Annotated in this window: 19 protein-coding genes and 1 pseudogene; 12 read left to right on the top strand and 8 right to left on the bottom strand. The window is 40.0% G+C overall.

Going from position 1 to position 18,846, the window contains the following annotated elements:
* Window positions 1–89 precede the first annotated feature (89 nt).
* The 3 genes from Q0541_RS20335 to Q0541_RS20325 all read left to right on the top strand — a co-directional run bounded on the left by Q0541_RS20335 (window position 90) and on the right by Q0541_RS20325 (window position 2,888).
* Window positions 90–2,201, top strand: a complete 2,112-nt coding sequence (locus Q0541_RS20335) for an NAD(P)H-quinone oxidoreductase subunit 5 (protein WP_298914288.1) — start codon at window positions 90–92, stop codon at window positions 2,199–2,201.
* 163 nt (window positions 2,202–2,364) lie between these two features.
* Window positions 2,365–2,595 carry an addiction module protein gene (locus Q0541_RS20330; RefSeq protein ID WP_229497572.1) on the top strand — a complete coding sequence of 77 codons (231 nt, stop codon included), beginning with the start codon at window positions 2,365–2,367 and terminating at the stop codon, window positions 2,593–2,595.
* Window positions 2,592–2,888, top strand: a complete 297-nt coding sequence (locus Q0541_RS20325) for a type II toxin-antitoxin system RelE/ParE family toxin (RefSeq protein WP_298914281.1) — start codon at window positions 2,592–2,594, stop codon at window positions 2,886–2,888. Before Q0541_RS20330 ends, Q0541_RS20325 begins: the two co-directional genes overlap by 4 nt.
* 132 nt (window positions 2,889–3,020) lie before the next feature.
* On the opposite strand, the gene Q0541_RS20320 is transcribed toward Q0541_RS20325, so the two are convergent.
* Together Q0541_RS20320 and Q0541_RS20315 are read right to left on the bottom strand one after the other, a co-directional pair.
* Window positions 3,021–4,283, bottom strand: coding sequence for a restriction endonuclease subunit S (locus Q0541_RS20320; protein WP_298914279.1), 1,263 nt, complete (start codon window positions 4,281–4,283; stop codon window positions 3,021–3,023).
* Between the two features lie 5 nt (window positions 4,284–4,288).
* Window positions 4,289–6,313 (bottom strand): N-6 DNA methylase, encoded by a 2,025-nt coding sequence (locus Q0541_RS20315; RefSeq protein ID WP_298914277.1) that lies wholly within the window; start codon window positions 6,311–6,313, stop codon window positions 4,289–4,291.
* 94 nt (window positions 6,314–6,407) lie between these two features.
* On the opposite strand from Q0541_RS20315, the gene Q0541_RS20310 reads away from it, so the two are divergent.
* Window positions 6,408–6,533 (top strand): hypothetical protein, encoded by a 126-nt coding sequence (locus Q0541_RS20310; RefSeq protein ID WP_298914273.1) that lies wholly within the window; start codon window positions 6,408–6,410, stop codon window positions 6,531–6,533.
* Window positions 6,534–6,885: 352 nt separating this feature from the next.
* Here the strand turns inward: Q0541_RS20310 and Q0541_RS20305 are convergent, their stop codons facing one another.
* Window positions 6,886–7,116, bottom strand: coding sequence for a hypothetical protein (locus Q0541_RS20305; RefSeq protein WP_298914270.1), 231 nt, complete (start codon window positions 7,114–7,116; stop codon window positions 6,886–6,888).
* A gap of 38 nt (window positions 7,117–7,154) precedes the next feature.
* Entirely contained in the window at window positions 7,155–7,427 is a 273-nt protein-coding gene (locus tag Q0541_RS20300) for a hypothetical protein (RefSeq protein WP_298914267.1), read from the bottom strand.
* Between the two features lie 337 nt (window positions 7,428–7,764).
* On the opposite strand from Q0541_RS20300, the gene ndhD1 reads away from it, so the two are divergent.
* The 3 genes from ndhD1 to Q0541_RS20285 all read left to right on the top strand — a co-directional run bounded on the left by ndhD1 (window position 7,765) and on the right by Q0541_RS20285 (window position 12,722).
* Complete coding sequence (gene ndhD1, locus Q0541_RS20295; protein ID WP_298914264.1) at window positions 7,765–9,342, top strand: photosynthetic/respiratory NAD(P)H-quinone oxidoreductase subunit D1; 1,578 nt, start codon at window positions 7,765–7,767, stop codon at window positions 9,340–9,342.
* 847 nt (window positions 9,343–10,189) lie between these two features.
* The gene (locus Q0541_RS20290; protein WP_298914261.1) at window positions 10,190–10,912 is read left to right on the top strand and encodes a Uma2 family endonuclease; all 723 of its coding nucleotides are present in this window, start codon (window positions 10,190–10,192) and stop codon (window positions 10,910–10,912) included.
* 196 nt (window positions 10,913–11,108) lie between these two features.
* On the top strand, window positions 11,109–12,722 hold the full coding sequence (locus Q0541_RS20285) for a WD40 repeat domain-containing protein (RefSeq protein ID WP_298914257.1): 1,614 nt from the start codon (window positions 11,109–11,111) through the stop codon (window positions 12,720–12,722).
* Between the two features lie 8 nt (window positions 12,723–12,730).
* Here the strand turns inward: Q0541_RS20285 and Q0541_RS20280 are convergent, their stop codons facing one another.
* The 4 genes from Q0541_RS20280 to Q0541_RS20265 form a co-directional block, all read right to left on the bottom strand.
* Window positions 12,731–13,177, bottom strand: coding sequence for a DUF29 domain-containing protein (locus Q0541_RS20280; RefSeq protein WP_298914254.1), 447 nt, complete (start codon window positions 13,175–13,177; stop codon window positions 12,731–12,733).
* On the bottom strand, window positions 13,174–13,380 hold the full coding sequence (locus Q0541_RS20275; RefSeq protein ID WP_298914252.1) for a DUF433 domain-containing protein: 207 nt from the start codon (window positions 13,378–13,380) through the stop codon (window positions 13,174–13,176). The genes Q0541_RS20280 and Q0541_RS20275 overlap by 4 nt, the downstream gene beginning before the upstream one ends.
* 13 nt (window positions 13,381–13,393) lie before the next feature.
* Window positions 13,394–13,669: a LapA family protein gene (locus Q0541_RS20270; protein ID WP_298914249.1), complete on the bottom strand. Its 276-nt coding sequence runs from the start codon at window positions 13,667–13,669 to the stop codon at window positions 13,394–13,396.
* Between the two features lie 162 nt (window positions 13,670–13,831).
* Complete coding sequence (locus Q0541_RS20265; RefSeq protein ID WP_298914246.1) at window positions 13,832–15,253, bottom strand: phosphoglucomutase/phosphomannomutase family protein; 1,422 nt, start codon at window positions 15,251–15,253, stop codon at window positions 13,832–13,834.
* A gap of 147 nt (window positions 15,254–15,400) precedes the next feature.
* On the opposite strand from Q0541_RS20265, the gene Q0541_RS20260 reads away from it, so the two are divergent.
* From Q0541_RS20260 to Q0541_RS20240, 5 genes and pseudogenes are all read left to right on the top strand, one after another.
* A complete protein-coding gene (locus Q0541_RS20260; RefSeq protein WP_298914243.1) occupies window positions 15,401–16,255 on the top strand; it encodes a PD-(D/E)XK nuclease family protein in 855 nt (284 codons plus the stop codon).
* Window positions 16,256–16,495: 240 nt separating this feature from the next.
* Window positions 16,496–16,819, top strand: a complete 324-nt coding sequence (locus Q0541_RS20255; RefSeq protein WP_298914240.1) for a hypothetical protein — start codon at window positions 16,496–16,498, stop codon at window positions 16,817–16,819.
* A gap of 76 nt (window positions 16,820–16,895) precedes the next feature.
* Window positions 16,896–17,588: a hypothetical protein gene (locus Q0541_RS20250; RefSeq protein ID WP_298914238.1), complete on the top strand. Its 693-nt coding sequence runs from the start codon at window positions 16,896–16,898 to the stop codon at window positions 17,586–17,588.
* Window positions 17,589–17,664: 76 nt separating this feature from the next.
* Window positions 17,665–18,357: a hypothetical protein gene (locus Q0541_RS20245; RefSeq protein ID WP_298914235.1), complete on the top strand. Its 693-nt coding sequence runs from the start codon at window positions 17,665–17,667 to the stop codon at window positions 18,355–18,357.
* 70 nt (window positions 18,358–18,427) lie between these two features.
* Window positions 18,428–18,846, top strand: a pseudogene (locus Q0541_RS20240) (hypothetical protein); the annotation flags it as partial.

The following is an 18,846-nucleotide window of genomic DNA, read 5'->3' as shown; positions in this document are numbered from 1 at the left end:
GGGTGGGTTATTTTATCCTAAAGGGTGTGTGTCACAATTATTAACAGTTCCGACACGCTAGTCATGAATTCTAAAAGTAGGCGTCAGTGATGGAAGTAATCTATCAGTATGCCTGGCTGATTCCGGTGTTACCTCTTTTTGGGGCAATGCTGGTCGGTCTAGGGTTAATCTCGTTGAATCAGGTGACAAACCGCCTACGGCAGCTTAACGCTGTGGTGATTATCTCCCTAATGGGAGCAGCGATGGGGCTGTCGTTTGCCTTGCTATGGAGTCAAATTCAAGGACACGCGCCTTATATCCGCACCTTGGAGTGGGCGGCAGCAGGTAATTTTCACCTGAACATGGGCTACACTATTGACCACCTGACAGCCCTAATGCTGGTGATTGTGACAACGGTAGCCTTGTTAGTCATGGTTTACACCGATGGCTACATGGCTCACGATCCAGGTTACGTGAGGTTTTACGCATATCTCAGTTTGTTTGGCTCCTCAATGTTAGGTCTGGTGGTTAGTCCCAACCTAGTACAGATTTATATATTCTGGGAACTGGTAGGGATGTGTTCCTACTTGCTGGTCGGCTTTTGGTACGATCGCAAGTCAGCAGCAGATGCCGCTCAAAAAGCGTTTGTGACCAACCGCGTGGGCGACTTTGGTCTTTTACTCGGCATTTTGGGGCTGTTCTGGGCAACAGGAAGCTTTGATTTTAATGTCATGGGCGATCGCCTCGCCCAACTTGTCGAATCAGGTTCTATCAGCAATTTTCTCGCTGTCCTGTTTGCGATTTTAGTTTTCTTAGGGCCAGTGGCGAAATCAGCCCAATTCCCCCTCCATGTCTGGCTACCAGATGCAATGGAAGGCCCCACCCCCATTTCTGCCTTGATTCACGCGGCAACGATGGTGGCAGCGGGTGTTTTCCTGATTGCCCGAATGTACCCAGTATTTGAACACGTCCCAGCCGCAATGAACGTCATTGCCTTTACTGGGGCGTTTACGGCGTTTTTGGGGGCAACCATTGCGATTACCCAAAACGACATCAAAAAGGGCTTGGCTTACTCCACCATTTCCCAACTCGGTTACATGGTGATGGCAATGGGAATAGGTTCCTACAGTGCTGGACTATTCCACCTGATGACCCACGCCTATTTCAAGGCGATGCTATTCTTGGGTTCAGGTTCAGTAATTCACGGCATGGAAGGTGTCGTCGGTCACGACCCCGCTTTAGCGCAAGATATGCGGCTAATGGGTGGACTGCGGAAGTACATGCCGATCACGTCAATTACCTTTTTGATTGGTTGCTTGGCAATTTCTGGTATTCCGCCCTTTGCTGGCTTCTGGTCAAAAGATGAAATTCTGGGGAAGGCTTTTGAGGCTAACCCACTTCTCTGGTTTATCGGCTGGCTAACTGCCGGGATTACTGCTTTCTATATGTTTAGGATGTATTTCTCGACATTTGAAGGCGAATTCCGGGGTAATGACGAGAAAATCAAGCAAAAACTCAAGAAGGCTGCGGCGACAATTGTCCTGGAATTAGAGTCAGAAGAACCAGTCCCGAATTTTGGGCCTGGGGCGATGAAGAAAGGAGAATTGGCGGCAACTGGTGAGCATCATGACTCTCATGACTCTCATGACTCCCACGGGCATCACAGCGACTCCCCCCACGAGTCGCCGTGGACGATGACACTGCCGTTGGCACTGTTGGCTGTGCCTTCGATTTTGATTGGTTTGGTGGGAACTCCCTACGCCAATTATTTTGAAGAGTTTATCTTTCCTCCTAGCGAAACTCTCTCCGAAGTTATAGAAAAGGCTTCCGAGTTCAATCCGACGGAATTCTATATTATGGCGGGTGCCTCAGTCGGAATTTCTTTGATTGCGATTACTTTGGCTTCGCTGATGTATTTGCGCCATAAGATTGACCCGGCTGCGATCGCGGCTAAAATCCAACCACTTTACGAATTATCCCTCAATAAGTGGTACTTTGATGACATTTACCATCGGGTTTTTGTCCTCGGCTTGCGTCGCCTAGCTAGACAAGTTATGGAAGTTGACTTCCGCGTTGTCGATGGTGCTGTTAACCTCACAGGCTTTTTCACCCTTGTCAGTGGTGAAGGTCTGAAGTACCTAGAAAACGGTCGCGCTCAATTCTATGCCTTGATTGTGTTTGGGGCGGTTTTGGGCTTAGTGATTGTCTTTGGTGTTACCTGATTTTCATAGGGGTGGGCGATCGTCCGCCCCTAAGTTTTTTAAGAGTCTAATTTAGACTCCTTTTTTTAGCTTGAATTCCTCAGCAGTGTTAACTGTTGAGGTTTTATGGTTTGTACTTCCAGTAAAATAAGAGGTACTGTACTAGAGAGTTTAGGTACTCACTATGACCCTTGAACAGCTTGAAGCCGAAGTTCTTGCACTTCCAAAAGATTCTCAAGTGATTTTATTAGCAAGATTACTGGAAAGATTGGGTCAAGAAAGTGGAATAGATCAAGAAATTGCGGCTAGTTGGGCTGAAGAAGCCCAGAAGCGTGATGAAGATATGAACACCAATCAAATTACTGGTATTCCGGCTGAAGAATTGTTTCAACGAGTTCGTGCATCTTTACAATGAAAAGAATTGTATTTCATCCATTGGCAGAGCAAGAACTGGTTGATGTCGCAAGTTATTACGAGGAACAAAATCAGGGGCTAGGGCTAGATTACTTGACAGAAGTAGAAGGTGCAATCAATCTCCTTATGCGTTATCCTGCTGCTGGTGTAGTAGTTCGAGGATTTGTTCGTCGGCTGATTCTGCCTAAATTTCCTTATTCACTTCTATACCGTGTTGTTGATGATGATTTAATTCGGATTCTAGCTATAGCACATCACAAACGTAAGCCTGTGTACTGGATTGGTCGAGAATAGAATTCAGAAATCAATTAGTAGGGGATTTAAACCCCCTAAATTTTGTTAAATATTCAAGTCTTCTTTTACATCATTTGGTGGTTCAAACATAATCTCAAAACCTCCATTGGGAATAGTTCGACGCAATAAATCTTAAATGGTCGTCTGCATCTTGATAGATGGTTTGTCAACGTAAGCAACAGCATTGTTTGAAATTTGAAGTTTGCGAATTTGTCCTTTTAATATTTCACTGTCAAGCATCACGGCAACATAGAAAGGATTATGTTCTTTTTTTACTTGAAAACGAAAAATAGTTCCATTAACTATTGTGTTTGATAAATTTTCTTCAACAAAAGCTACTGATTTCTTAGAAGCAATTGATGCTCCTTTTATAGCTAAAATAACATCATGTTTTTGAAGACGTGCTCGTTTATGACGATAATATTCTTCAGGAACTTTAACTGACTCTTTAAAGTTAATCTGCATATTTTCGCGCATATCAGTAACACGAATATAAGTTATGGGATGTTCATAAGAATAAACATCTCCAGGTGTTAATATTCCATAAGAATCATCTTCAATTATTTTTCCTAAAGGAATTAAATTAAACTCTTTTGAAAAGCCATCAAAGAAAGCTAGAGTATGAAAAGTATGGTATAAAACATCAAACCTTTGTCTTATCAAATTAGTGCTTGGAATAATGAACTGTTTTACATCCTCAATTTGTGACAAATTCACACCAAGTGTATGTAAAACATAATCTTTAGCATTTGCTTCTAGTTGTTGAGCCTCTTTTAATCTATTTCGATATGTGTTGTGAGCATCCTGCATGATTTGAGCAATACGGTCTTGAATAGGTCTAGGAGGAAGAGGAATTTTAAGTCGTCTGATATCTTCCAAATGAATATGAGTTATTGAAGAACCTTTAATTTGTTGATCTATTTGTAGTTGACCTAGTTCGCTATTCAAGAAGGCAGAAAAATATTGCGGATCTAAAATCGAAAGCGGTCGTATCTTTATTAGACTGAAGAATATATTAAACTCTGGTAGATAGTCGGGTACTACAGATGCAACTCCAATTGTTCCATCTTTAGTTACAAGAACATCTCCAGGCTCAGGTTTACACCTAATTATTTTTTTGTGTTCCTCTTGGGTTATGTACGCGACATTATCCAAATTAATCTCAAAAGGTCTAATATTCCTGGCCATTAGAAAGAGAACACCAGAACTATCTGTATATTTGGGTGTAATATGAGTCCCATCAATAACTTGTTCAGTAATTTGCTTTATGGAATAAAGCGGATAAGAACTTTTTTTTAATTTATTTTCTAAATCACTAAACTTTTTTTGATGAAATCGATAGTCCCAACGTTTAGATTGATTTAGACTATACACAAGTTTAACAATCTGTTCCATGACCACTACTTCATGCGTTCCGTAAAATTAGTAATTATATCTTGAGTTTCGTCTAAGTTTGTTGGCAAGCCTCTAGCGTCATAACCAATATCATCAATTCGTGCCATGTAAACTTTATAATCCTCATCAGATTCCGTAACTTCCTGACCAAGTTCTAGCTGACCTTCGGCTATCAAAGGTATCTCGCGCTTCTGTAGAACAACTACGCTAGTTTTCACACCCGCACCATAAGGCGCGAATGTAGCTTGTGGTAAACTAATAATTGCCTTCAATCTAGCCCAGCGTAAAATCCAATCTCTAACATCCTGCATTGAACTGTTTGCCAACACTCCATCGGGTAAAACAATTGCTAACTTTCCATTTGGTGCAAGATATTCCAAACAACGATTTAAAAAAGCTACTTCTTGCAGAACAGTTTTAACAACCTTGCCTTTTTTTTTTGTCACCCCATCTCGTCCAGCAAAGTCCTTCAAAACACTTTCATTTGTTAATTTAGAACCAAATGGAGGATTAGTTAAAATCATCGTCAACCCTCCCAGATAAAACCCAGGACGTTCTGGAAGCCCCTCTGTAATTCCTCCTGTAATGCTACCCAATCGCTCCAGCGAATCCATTACCTTCAAATCGGCATATTGTGCGCCATTCATTAAAGTATTAACTCGCGCTATGTGCATCACATTTCGAGAATATTCAGCACCAAATAAATGATTATCTCGAAACTTGATAAACTCTTCTGTTGGTTCTTCAGGATTAAGACCTTCAGGATTACCACCATTATTTGCTATTGCTTTTGCATACTCCTGCTTACGCACATAATCCAAAACGTGCGTCAACATCCGCGCTGAACCGCAAGCAGGATCACCTACATAATCATTTACTGTAGGTTGCAAAATTCCCACCATTAAATTAATTACTGGTGTAGGTGTGAAATATTGCCCCAAATCATCGCGGAAAGTCTTACTCAAAAAATCCTCAAACACTCCACCTTTGACATCTGCTGAAGATTTTCGCAAACTCCAAGGCTGTAAACGCTTGACGATTTCCATTGTGGTGTGAGGCTTGAATTGCAGCACATCAGCCTCATTAAAAGCCAAACGCACACCCAAATCATCACCAAATTTTTTCGCTAGTGTTTCTCGTTCCCACTGCTTCGCTTTTTCAAAAGTGTCTCTTACTTGAACTAATAAACGTTCTGGGTCAGTTTCATTACTAACACTAAATACATAAGCCCGTGATTCTCCTGTTTGCTTTACCAAGTCAATTGTTGCCTGTTCGTCATACCACTTAGCAAACAAGAATTTAACCATTGCATCAACGGCTTCTTGTGGCTGCAAACCCTCGTTATCTCTCAGAATTGAGTGACAACCAGAACGCGTATCTCCCAAAACCTCCCGAAACCTATCACGGGTTAGGGGCGTGAGTCCTGTTTGAATCCCATCTGGTTCACTGGGATTAAGGATTACAGTATAAAAACTGTGCTTTGCGGCTTCACGGGCGCTTTCATACTTCTGTAAATCACCAATTATTTCTAACTTTCTTGGATATTCAAGGTCACGACGATAAATTACTGTATGTTTACCACTGGTTAAAATGGCATAACGGGCAGATGGTGAAGCACTCATGTAAGCATTGAGTCGGTTAAGATGATCAACCCAACCTTCGCCCTCAGTCCCGCCAACTTTTTTACTTGGTTCCATAGCCTCCACCATAATGAAGGCTACATCCAAATTACCTACAGAATCAGCATAACGGTCATCGTAAACTACAAGGTCTGCCCGTCCTTGATAGCGTCGCCCACTTTGATAAGTTCCCTCGGCAAAATCTGAATTTAGTTCTAGTTCCATTGCCTCTAGTGGAACACCGTACTCTTCTACTAAAATCTGAAGTGCCCACATCGTTACAGGGTCTTCTGCTGGACGCACATAAGAACCATCAGCTTTAAATAACTTCTGTAGATTTATATGCTGGCGATACTTCTGTGGTATGTTAGCCGGATTTTGGTAAGGATTAGTGAAATCGGAGAAAGGCATGAAGTTATTGCTATGGGAGACAGACTACACAGTAGATAAATGATATGCGATCACGAGCGATCGCGCCTTCTCTATTAAAAAGCGAAGACAAGTTATGGAAGCTGACTTCCGCGTTCTCAATGATGCCGTTAACCTCACAGGTTTTTGCACCCTTGTCAGAAGTGAAGGTCTAAAATACCTAGAAAACGGTCGCGCTCAATTCTATTACATTATTTATTGAATTGACATTTAAGGATTTTCAGGATCAAGAAAAACTACTAATATTTAAAATATGGAACTTTCTTATAAGTGGTAAATAAAATAGCGATCATGTTATGAGAAAAAACTCTCATAATCGTCATGGCTACCTATCCAGAACCATGTAACTGTATCACCCTCCAAAACCCCAATTGCTCGATAATTACGAGTTATTCTGACAGACCAAATATTCTCCTCGTTATTTATACATTTGAAATGCAAAGACGGATAAAAAGGATTTTCTCTCCATAACTGATAAGCTTTTCTTGCACTCTGTCTAACTTGCTTGTCAAGACACTGATATTTATCCCAAAAAGAAGGAAGACTTGCAGACTTCATAACTTTTCATAGTTCATTGGTTTTGCAAGTCCTTCTGCAATCTCTCTTTTAGCAGATTGGGCAGATGCAATCAGTTGTTGTTGAGTTTTCTTAAATGATTTATTCCATTTTAATTCATCTTGCAAATCTTCCAGGTACTCTCGGAGATGTTCTGCAACTCTTTCTTGCACATCTTCAGATAAAGATTCCATCATCTTAATTACAGTAGCGATCGCTGGAGATGACATAATCGAATTTCCTTTATCAACTTTCTCTGTCTATTTTACTAAAAAAACTCAATCAAATCGCCTACTGTAGTCCCAAAGCCTGAAACTGGGAAAGTTTGTCCTACTGCTGCTTGTCGCACTGACTCTTGCAGTTCGGCTAATATTTGTGCTTTTGACTCTTGTTCATCAATCCAAGCTAAACCACTGACGTTATCAGAATTTATGGAACTTATAAGCTGTTGCCAAAGTTCTACAGGGACGAGTACATCTGTTGTTTCTCCATCTATGTTGGTGACATAACGAATTTGACTTTCAATTTGTGCGATTATCATTATGGTTATTTCTCCTGTGATGCTTTTTTGCACCAAATTGCTTTTTTCAACAACCACCAAACAGCATCGTGTATTTTTAGCGATAGGTTGGGCTATGCGATCGCATCGCTAAAATTCTAATCTAGCGGCTTTTTTAGGGTAAATTTTTGACTTGACTGGGAGTATCACAACCCACATTCCGCACCCGCAACTGTTAAAAAAGATTCTCAAGAGAAAAAATGGGAGATTGCCAATTTAATTAAATCAACCTAACGAGGAAGACGAAATCCCGAAAAAGCTGTTAGTTAATAACTAGTGACTTTTTGCTAAACATGATTTTGATAGCAGACGAATTGTGATGAATACAGCTAATTTTCCGTGGCTGACGACGATTATTCTGTTTCCGATAGCGGCGTCGCTACTTCTTCCCATCATTCCTGATAAAGAAGGCAAAACAGTGCGCTGGTACTCCCTGATCGTAGGGCTGATAGATTTTGCACTAATTGTTTATGCTTTTTATACTAGGTATGATTTCTCCAATCCAGGTTTGCAGTTGGTGGAGAGTTACCCCTGGGTACCCCAACTAGATTTGAATTGGTCAGTAGGGGCAGATGGCTTATCCATGCCCCTAATTATTTTGACTGGATTCATTACCACGCTGGCGATTTTAGCAGCTTGGCCTATTACCTTCAAGCCCAAGCTATTTTACTTCTTGATTTTGGCGATGTATGGCGGTCAGATTGCCGTGTTCGCTGTCCAGGACATGCTGTTATTTTTCCTGGTGTGGGAACTGGAACTGGTGCCGATATACTTTCTGCTGTCGATTTGGGGAGGTAAAAGGCGGCAATATGCAGCGACCAAATTTATTTTATACACCGCTGGCGGTTCGCTGTTTATTTTGCTGTCTGCCTTGACAATGGGATTTTACGGCGATACGGTGACGTTCGACATGCGATCGCTCGCCTTAAAAGACTTCGCCCTGAATTTCCAACTTGCCCTCTATGCTGGCTTCCTGATTGCCTACGCCGTCAAGTTGCCGATTATTCCCTTGCACACCTGGCTACCTGATGCCCACGGTGAAGCTACAGCCCCTGTGCATATGTTATTGGCAGGTATTCTCCTGAAAATGGGTGGTTACGCCTTAATTCGGATGAATGCCCAAATGCTCCCCGATGCCCACGCTTTTTTTGCACCAGTATTGGTGGTTTTGGGGGTAGTTAATATCATCTACGCTGCCTTGACATCCTTTGCCCAGCGCAACCTGAAGCGAAAAATTGCCTACTCCTCAATTTCTCACATGGGCTTTGTGATGATTGGTATCGCCTCCTTCACCGATTTGGGTTTAAGTGGGGCAGTGTTGCAAATGGTTTCCCACGGGTTAATTGGGGCGAGTTTATTCTTCCTGGTTGGCGCAACTTATGATCGCACACACACCCTGATGTTGGATGAAATGGGTGGTGTCGGTAAGAGAATGCCGAAGGTTTTCGCCATGTTCACCACCTGTTCAATGGCTTCTTTGGCATTGCCAGGAATGAGCGGTTTTGTGGCAGAATTAATGGTGTTTGTCGGTTTTGCTACTAGCGATGCTTATAGCTCTACCTTCAAAGTCATTGTGGTGTTCTTGATGGCAGTGGGAGTAATTTTAACTCCAATTTATCTGCTGTCGATGTTGCGGGAAATTTTCTACGGAGAAGAGAATAAGGAATTAGTTTCTCACCAAGCTTTGATAGATGCTGAACCCCGCGAAGTATTTATCATTGCCTGTTTGTTAGTGCCAATTATTGGTATTGGTTTCTATCCGAAGTTGCTGACTCAAATGTACGACGCCACAACTGTACAATTGACAGCAAGATTGCGTGATTCCGTGCCGACATTAGCACAGCAAAAAGACGAAACACTAAAGGTTTCTTTGAGTGCGCCGTCAATTGGTAATTAAGTTGCGATCGCTAATTTAGTTGAAATATTTATTACTTTGAGGGCGGGTTTTCTACCTGCCCTTTTTTGATGTACATTGCTTGGAGGCGATCGCTAATACCAATTCTGTATGAAGATGCACCAAACTATATGAGGAACGAACCACATACTTCTACGGAGAAGCAAGCTACGCGCAGCGTCTCGTAGAGAAGAACGCAAAGCACAGAAAGAAAAAAATTTTGAGCAGCCTCACAAATAAATGACATAAGTCAATTTTTTAGTTTAAATCTTCAAAATCCTTCTATTTTTTTCTAATGCTAAGAAGGTTTACTCACCTTTTTAGACAATATTAATTTGGTCTCAAAACACATCATCAATAGCCAAAAACTTTTTTCATTCTATCTCTTCAAATTCGTAACTACCTATTATTTTAGAAGTATTTTTCTCCTAGTAGGTATGGATAGTCAGCCCAGCCACCAGATTCACCATGAAATTGAATACTCTGTGACTTCTGAAATGTTTGATTTGAACAATATTCCGCACTTTTTTGCTATTGTCAGTTAGAGACTCTGGTAGTCAGTACCGAAAAATCATGACTTTAATGTAAAATTTTGCAATCACAAGTCTGTGAATACTGAGAAAAGATCCACAGGCGATGTCTACGACGGGCTATGACGCTCGTTCGCGCTTGGCGTCTCCCCTTGGGAGAAGACTCGCTAACGCTTCTCTACGAGACGCTGCGCGTAGCTTGCTTCCCCGTAGGGGTACGCTATCGGCGTCGCTAAAAATGGTTCTTTATTCTGGCGCTGCGATCGCACATCAATAGATTACCTACAATCTATCTAAAATAAGATTTGGCAAAACCGCTCATGTTAAACTACAATCCGCTACATTGTTTGCCATCTTCCGAAGAATTACCCGACTCAGATGATACCGCTGTGGATAATGAACTCCAAAATTTAATTCCCGGCTTGCTGAAAACGACACTGGCTTTGGTTTGGTGTGATCGCTGGGATTGGTTCTTTGGTGTTGAGATGGGTATTTATTATAACCCAGATAAACCAGCCATTGTCCCTGATGGGTTTCTCAGCTTAGGAGTTAAACGCTTCATTGATGAGGACTTGCGCCTGAGTTATGTGCTGTGGGAAGAAAATAAACTGCCGATTTTAGCACTAGAAGTTGTTTCCCAAATATATCGGGAAGAATATAGCAGCAAGAAAGAATTGTATGCCAAAGAATTAGGAATTTTGTACTACGTTGTATATAGTCCCTTTCGGCGTAAAAAGCCGCCTTTGGAGGTGTATCGCCTAGTTGATGGGGAATATATTTTAATGTCAGGAAATCCTATTTGGCTACCAGAGATTGGTTTAGGAATTGGACGAGAACGGGGAATTTATCAAGGTATAGTGCGGGAGTGGCTGTACTGGTATGACGAGGAAGGGCAAAAATTGTTGACACCAGAAGAACGCATCAGGGAAGCGGAAGAACGCACAGCTTTTGAAGAACAGCGACGTGTGGAAGCAGAACAACAGGTAAAAATGTTAATTGAAAAGTTGAATGCGCTAGGTGTTGATCCTGGAAGTTTGGGTTGAAATTTTATCAAGTAAACTTTAAAAAAACAGTGCTTTTTTGCCCAAACTTGGCAATTATTTTTGCTGAAAAAACTGTCAGGAGTATTGATTGATTAATATACTCAGTTGCAGATTTTATTTCTGACAGTTTCCTTAACTCTGCTAAAGCCAAATCTTTGGCATAAGTTTGTAACACATAAAAAATCCTTTAAATTTTATGAATACTACTAATCTTTTGAGAGAAATACAAATTGAGTTCATTCAAAGACTCAATACAAATCAGGATGATGAATTGTTATGTTCTAGATATGAAGGAAATTATAGTGAATTAAAAATTATTTTATTGGATGAATTAAGAGATGCTAGAGAGTTTGCTTGGAAAATGGTTGATAAATTTAAACATCAGAGTAATAATGCTCGTGTGAATTTCTCTAATCATCTAAAAGGAAAGTTGGGGGAAATTGCTGTAAAGCACTCTCTTGGAAACTATATAACTTCAGTAAGTTATGAAATTCTCCCTAACGGCGATGGGAGAGTTGATTTTAAGATTAATTCAAATAAAAATATTGGAATGCAAGTTAAAACTCGATATGGCAACATTAATGCTCAATGGAAGTTTTCTAAAGATGAAATAGAAAAAAACAAGGTTTTGGCATGTGTCTTGATTCATGAAAAACATTGGGAAATTCCAATTTTTAATGAGTTTGAATCGAAATATAGACTTGTGATGGCAGGATTTATTACTACAGAAATTATTAAAGATAAAATTAATGCAAATGAAATTCATTTCCAGTTCGATAAATACGGAGATTTTATTACTATTAAAATAGAGGACTTACTTCATGGTAGTGGTTTAAAGAATTGCCTGAAACACTTAGAATTTATAAACAATTTGCAGTGGAAAGAGTATAAAATTCACGCTCAAGGTGGAGATATATGCAGTCTTATAATTAGCGGAACTAACAAAACACTCGTAACAGGCGATAGTTGCCATTACATCAATTTTTGGGATTTGGAAAATCAAACTTTGCAATATTTTGTTACAAGTACTAGAAGACAAACTGGTGATGGACATAGCGGAGATGTTACTGCTCTTGCTTTAAGCGCTGATAATAATTTTTTTGCTTCCGGAAGTGATGATAAAACTATTAAAATCTGGGACTCTACTACAAAAAGTCTACTTAAGACCTTAACAGGGCACTCAAAATCTGTATATTCTTTAGTTTATAGCTTTGATAGTAAGCGGATTTTCAGTGGTAGTTCAGATCAAACGGTCAAGGCTTGGAAACTACCTGACTGTGAAATAGAGTTCACTATAGATGTCAAAACTAATCTCAATTCAATTAAAATTCATCCTAGAGGTGAAATTTTAGCTACTGCGGGAAAAGATAACAATATTAGTTTTTGGAGAATATCAAATCAGTATTTATTATGTAAATTGTCAGCACATGAAGAACAAATTATGGATATCTGTTTTTCTAGCAATGGGTTGATTTTGGCAAGTTGTAGTAACGATAAAACAATAAAAGTATGGAATACATCTCATGAAAATTTAATAAATGCATTAAAACCGCATTTAAAATTTATAAAGTTACACGATAAGAAGATTGATGCAATTACAATTAGTCCTGACTGTAAGTTACTTGCGAGCATAGATGAAAACGGGACTGTATATCTATATGAGACTGAAACAGGACAAATGATTTGCAAATATCCAAAACAACTTCAATCTCGTCATAGTAGAACTCATGCAATAGCATTCAGCCAAGACGGAAAACTTTTAGTTGCAGTAGCAAATAGTCTTATTAGAGTTTGGCAATGGGTTAATTAATATGGACATTACCAAATATCGCTTGCTTCCGGTAGCCAGTCTTCATCCAACACTAACTCTACAGAATATGGGCACTCTACTGGAAACACGGATAAAAGTATCCCTGTTTGCTTGGCTGCTTGGCGACGTGCCCTTTGATAGCTTTCCTCAAGCTGCTCTGTAAGATAGCTTTTAAGACTAGGACTATCGAGTATAGCTAACTCAATTTGGGTGCGAGAATCAGTAATGGAATCCAGCCAACTATCTGAGCGACGCTGAGGTTGATATTGCCATTTGAGCAGATGCAACAGTAGGCGAGTTAGTTGACTAGCAATACCCCGCCGTTCACTTTCGCCCAAACTTTCAACCTCTTCAATCAGATGTTCCACATCAATTTCATGCCAGCGATGCGATCGCAATAGTTGGGCTGTCTGTTCAATCCACAAATTAAAATCTGCTGTATAAGTTTCACTCATAGCCGTTCTCGATCAGCTGCATAGCTTAGGCAAGCCAAAATATCCTTTTGTGTCAAATAAGGAAAGTCATCAAGCACTTCTTGGGAGGTCATGCCAGAAGCAAGATAAGATAAAACATCGTATAGAGTAATTCGCATTCCTCGAATACAAGGCTTACTTCCTCGTTTTCCTGGTTCGATTGTAATAATGTTTTGGTGCTGCACAGCTATTCAGTCCTCAAAAATCTTCATCGTCAACAAAAAATTCGGCATCCTCTTCCAATCGAGAATTACGCTGGCCAAAACTAGCAAGTCCCCAGAGAGGTTGCAGCAGTGCCATGCCAATTAACCCTATACCGGCACTGAAAGCTAGCACTAAACCCATTGGTATCTGAATCGATTGGAATGTTAAGAATTTTAACGATACGGGTGTGGCATTTTGGACTGAAATAATTGCGATCGCTATTACCCAAACAACTACAACTAGAGATGTCAAAAAAGGAGCAATTTTCATACTTTGATAAAAGTAGACGCGAAAAATCTTTGTCTGTACAGGAGTTAGAAGTGAGGAGTTATTAATTCACATTTTGCTCGAAGTTATAAATTAGGAGTTAAGAATTGCTAATTTACAACTCTTAACTCCTAACTCATAACTCTGACTTCTAACTCTGAGTGATTAAACTACTGCTTCTAATTTAGCAATGACACTCTCTAACTCTTGCGCGATTTGGGTGAGTTTTTCGGGAGTGTTGGTTTCTAGGTAGACGCGCACCAGTGGTTCTGTACCAGAAGGACGCAGTAAAACCCAGCTACCTTCTTCTAAATACAGCTTAATACCGTCTTTACGCCCGACTTCCTTGACTTTAATTCCTGCTACCTCTGTAGGTGGATTTTTAGTAAAGGAATCGATGACGGCGGTTTTGTGCGCCTCTGTGAGGTGCAAATCAAGACGGTTGTTGTAAAGTGGACCATCGGCTTCAGCGATCGCTTCTTTGACAAGTTGACTCAGAGGTTTGCCTTCATAGGCGATCGCTTCTGCCACCAGCATATCGGCTAAAACCCCGTCTTTTTCGGGAATATGCCCGATAATACTCAAACCGCCTGATTCTTCTCCACCAATTAATACAGCAGTTTCCCGCATTTTTTCGCCGATGTATTTAAAACCAACTGCTGTTTCGTAAATTTGCAGCCCATTTTTAGCAGCGAAATTATCCAGCAGGTGGGTTGTAGCGACAGTGCGGACGATAGCGCCGGTTTTACCTTTGTTTTTGATTAAATGACGTGCTAGGAGTAGCAGCACAGTATTAGGAGTAAGGACGTTTCCTTGTTCATCAACGATACCAAAGCGATCGCTATCTCCATCCGTTGCCAAGCCCAAATCAGCTTGATCGCGAATTACTGCTTCCACTAACTCAACTAATTGTTCTCCTTTGGGTTCTGGCATCCCACCCCCAAATAAAACATCCCTCCAATCGTGGAAACTTTCTAACTGAACGCCACTATGTTGCAAAACTTCATCTAAATAGCCGCGAGAGGTAGAATAGAGCGCATCGTACTTTACCTTTAAATTAGCACTTTTAATCCGTTCTACATCAAGTAGGGTGTAGATAAATTGCAGGTAATCTGGTTTGGGATCGAAAATAGAAATTGAACCCGATGGGTTGCTCCCAGGCAACTCATCCGATGCACTTTCGATATTTGCCACAATAGTATCAGTAATCTCTGGAGTGGCAGGCCCAGCATAATCGGGTATATATTTAATTCCACAGTAGGGTGCTGGATTATGGCTAGCAGTAAACATCAACGCCCCAGCGGAATTTAGGTGGCGGGCGTTGTAGGCAATTACTGGTGTAGGGCAATCCCGATCAGTAATTTTAACAGTCCAACCCAAGTCTGCCAGGACTTGGGCCGCTGTTTGGGCAAACTCGTCAGCTAAAAAGCGAGTATCGTAGGCAATAAGTACTGGTCTATCTTTTGTGTAGGCTGTTTCTAAGTAAGTGGCGATTGCCCTTGTTACTTTCCGCACATTGGGAAAAGTAAAGTCATCGGCAATAATCCCTCGCCATCCATCGGTGCCAAATTTTATTTTGCTGGACATTTTTGCCACTTGCTCCCGTACATTATCAGTACTATTAAAGCTTCTCGCAAAGCGTCTGTAGCAGCAAGTATTCTCCGAAGTTCTTTTCTAAGGAAGCCCTTAGGTTAAACTTCTCCCCATCGTATTTTCTCTCACTGTTTCTGAGCAATGTCAACCCCCGATCGACCTTTTGCCAGTTATCACCTTTGGTCTCTAGTTGCCCCAGCAACCGGGCAAGAACGCTGGCATTGCCAGATGAGACGGGGGTTTATCAAAGCACGGCAACACGAACCACAGGTCAAAGCGCTGTTAGCGCAAGCCACCGCACCCCAGCGGATTGGGATACTCGCCCAAAAAGGTGTTTATGAGTTTCATCATCACAGGCATCTGTTGAAGCAAGCAGATGGTGTAGAAAGAGTTGCACAGTTACTGAAATTAGGCAACTCAAGCAATCAAGTCCAGCAACGCGTCTTGCAAATTTTGAAAAAATATCACGATGCTCCGTTGCTTTTGGATAAAGATATTATCCAATTAACTCCAGGCGATGAAGGCTTTCCTAAACCAATAGTAATTGAACAAGAAGATTATTGCTTTCGCTTATATGCGGCTATGGACTGCGTTTTCATTGAATCTGATCGTACTTTACATATTTTAGATTTCAAAACTGGTAAGTCGGCTTTTGACCGACGACAGGCATTAGTTTATTTATTAGCTGCTCGTTATCTTTATCCAGGACGGCAAGCGGTTGCATCATTTTATAATTTAGAAATATGTAAAAAGTCAGAGTTAATTAGCATCAATAATAGTGAATTAGAATCCTTAAAATTAGAGTTAGCTAATGTTGCCCACAAGCATCAGCACGATTTGCAAAAGTATCAGGAAGAAACTACTAATTTCAGTAAAATTTTTCCTCCCAATCCTGGCTCTCACTGCCGCTTTTGCCCATTTAACTCAATCTGTGACTTTGCCGATTTTAAGCAAACTCAATCATATCCACTGCCAAGTTTAAGAGTTAATAGCTAATTGTTTTACCTTTTTATCTTGGTTCAATCTTTAAAAAATAGCTGCTAAATCTTCGTATTTTTACTGTCCTTACTCTCGACTCCTATCAGACAAGCTAGATGTAAACTGCACCTATTTTAGTTTGGGCTGTAAGGAGTTAAAACTAATGCGATTAACGATAAATCTTTTTTTAAATCAGTTGGATATTTGGTAATCAAATACCTGGAACACACAGTACTGGAGAAATGGTGAGTAATTAATATGCCGGACGATTATCATTTACTTAAACTTGGTGGTTTGACATCGCTAATTACAAGTGTAAATATGTCTTTATGGGGAAACAAAGTATCAGTTGAATGTGTGTATGATCCTACCGAGGATCGTTTGCCTTATGTGCTAGTTTTTCAGGACTGTCATGACATAAGGTGGAGTGTGCATGACTCAGAGGAAGTACATGAACTAGAAGCTGATCTCATCGGCTTTTCTATCGGTGCAGAATCCCATAAGAAAGCTGCTGTAATTACCACAGACATCTTTGAACTATCTATAATTTACGGCAGTTTTGTTCTTCAAAAAAATCGGTAATAAGCAGAGAGTATTAAGATGCCGTACCCTCAGGCATAACACACCCTACTCGCTAAATTCAATTGGAGTCATCAATATGAGTAATGTTACTAGACTGCTTCAAGATATTAAAGATAATCCAGTCATGTATTTAGAGAAGCTATCAATTACTAGTCTTGATTCATTCTTAATCGGGTATTTAAGTACTCGCTCTGAGATGGGATTAGATAGAGAAGGTTCTGAAATTGAAGGTTTTCAAGAGTGGATACAAAAAAGAGAAAAAACTGATGTTTCACAATCATGGGCTAGAATACTTATATTTTCCTGTGGGAGTGAGAGAAATGCTTTCTATAGTTTTTTTGAACTGTTTGAAAGGTTTTTAAAAGATGACGAGGGTTCAAAAAAAGATGAGAAGGGAAGAAGTCTTAACTATTTTGGGAATGATTTGATAATTTCTGTACGCCCTCTCTATGAGCTTCTGGGTAGTATCAAGAAAAGACCTGGAATGTACTTAGGTAATAATTCTATTACTAAGCTAAATATGCTTCTACGAGGATACAGTCTAGCTCAAAGAGAGGTTGGCGTACTCCCAACCGAGCAGGAAAGGGAATTTGAAGGTTTTCAATCATGGATTGAAGAAAAATATGGAATTAACTCAGGTCAGTCATGGTCTAAAATAATTCTTTTCTATTCTGTAGACGAGCATGAGGCACTAGAGAAATTTTTTGAATTGTTTGAAGAATACTTAAATAGGAATAAGAATTTAGAAGTAGACGAAAATAGTGGTTAAGTAGAGAGTATTAATAAGCTGCGTTAGCCTACGGCATAACACAGCCTACTTGCTAAATTCAATTGGGGTAATCAATATGAGGAATCTATCTAGACTTCTCCAAGAGATTAAAGATAACCCAGTCATGTATCTAGACAAGCCATCAATTATTTGTCTTCATTCATTCTTAAATGGATATTTAGATGGTCGAGTGGATCTAGGATTGGATCGAGAAGGTTCTGGAATGGAAGGATTTCAAGATTGGATACAAAAAAGAGCAAAAACTAATGTGAGTCAATCTTGGGCTGGGATAATTCTCTTTGGTTCGGGAACTGAGAGAATTGCTTTCTATAGGTTCTTTGAAGAATTTGATCAGTTCTTAAAGCAGAAAAATAGTTCAAAAAGTAAAGAAAGTGAAGACGTTTTAAGGCTTCGTCAAGATTTGAGTTTCCGTAAATTTGATATCTACAACGAGATTCTAAGTGGTCTAAAGAAAAGGCCAGGAATGTATTTAGGCAGTAGTTCAATTACTAAACTTGATATGGTTTTGCGAGGATACAGTCTAGCCCGAAAAGAGGTTGGTGTTCCCCCAACAGAGCCAGAAAGGGAATTTGAAGAATTTCAATCATGGGTTCAAGAAAAATATGGAATTAACTCAGGTCAGTCATGGTCTAAAATAATTCTTTTCTATTCTGTTGACGAGTATGAGGCACTAGAGAAATTTTTTGAATTGTTTGAAGAATACTTGAATAAGAACAAGAGTTCAGAAGTATACCAAAATAGTGGTTAAGTAGCGAGTAAGGTGTGTTATGCCGTAGGCTAACATACCCGACTCGCTAAATTCAATTGGAGTAATCAATATGAGGAATCTATCTAGACTTCTCCAAGAGGTTAAAGATAACCCAGTCATATACATAGATAAGCCATCAATTACTTGCCTTGATTTTTTTATAGCTGGGTATTTAAATCAATTAAGTGACTTAGGATTAACTCCAGAAGGCTACCCAATGGAAGGATTTGACAAGTGGATGCAAGAAAGAGCAAAAACTAATACGACTCCATCTTGGGCTGTGATAATTCTATTTCTTTGTCGTACTGAAAGAAATGCCTTCTATGAATTTTTTGACCTCTTTGAAAAGTTCACAAAACAGAAATATGATTCAAAAATTCAAGAAAGTGAAGACGTTTTTAGGCTTCGTCAGTTTGATATTTACAGCGAGATTCTAAGGGGAGCATCCCAGTTTTTTGCAAAGAGGACGAAAATCAGTCAGGATAAGTA

It is taken from the genome of uncultured Nostoc sp., assembly GCF_937863485.1.
Classification (GTDB): Bacteria; Cyanobacteriota; Cyanobacteriia; order Cyanobacteriales; family Nostocaceae; genus Nostoc.
This window is presented reverse-complemented; position numbering and strand designations above follow the sequence as displayed.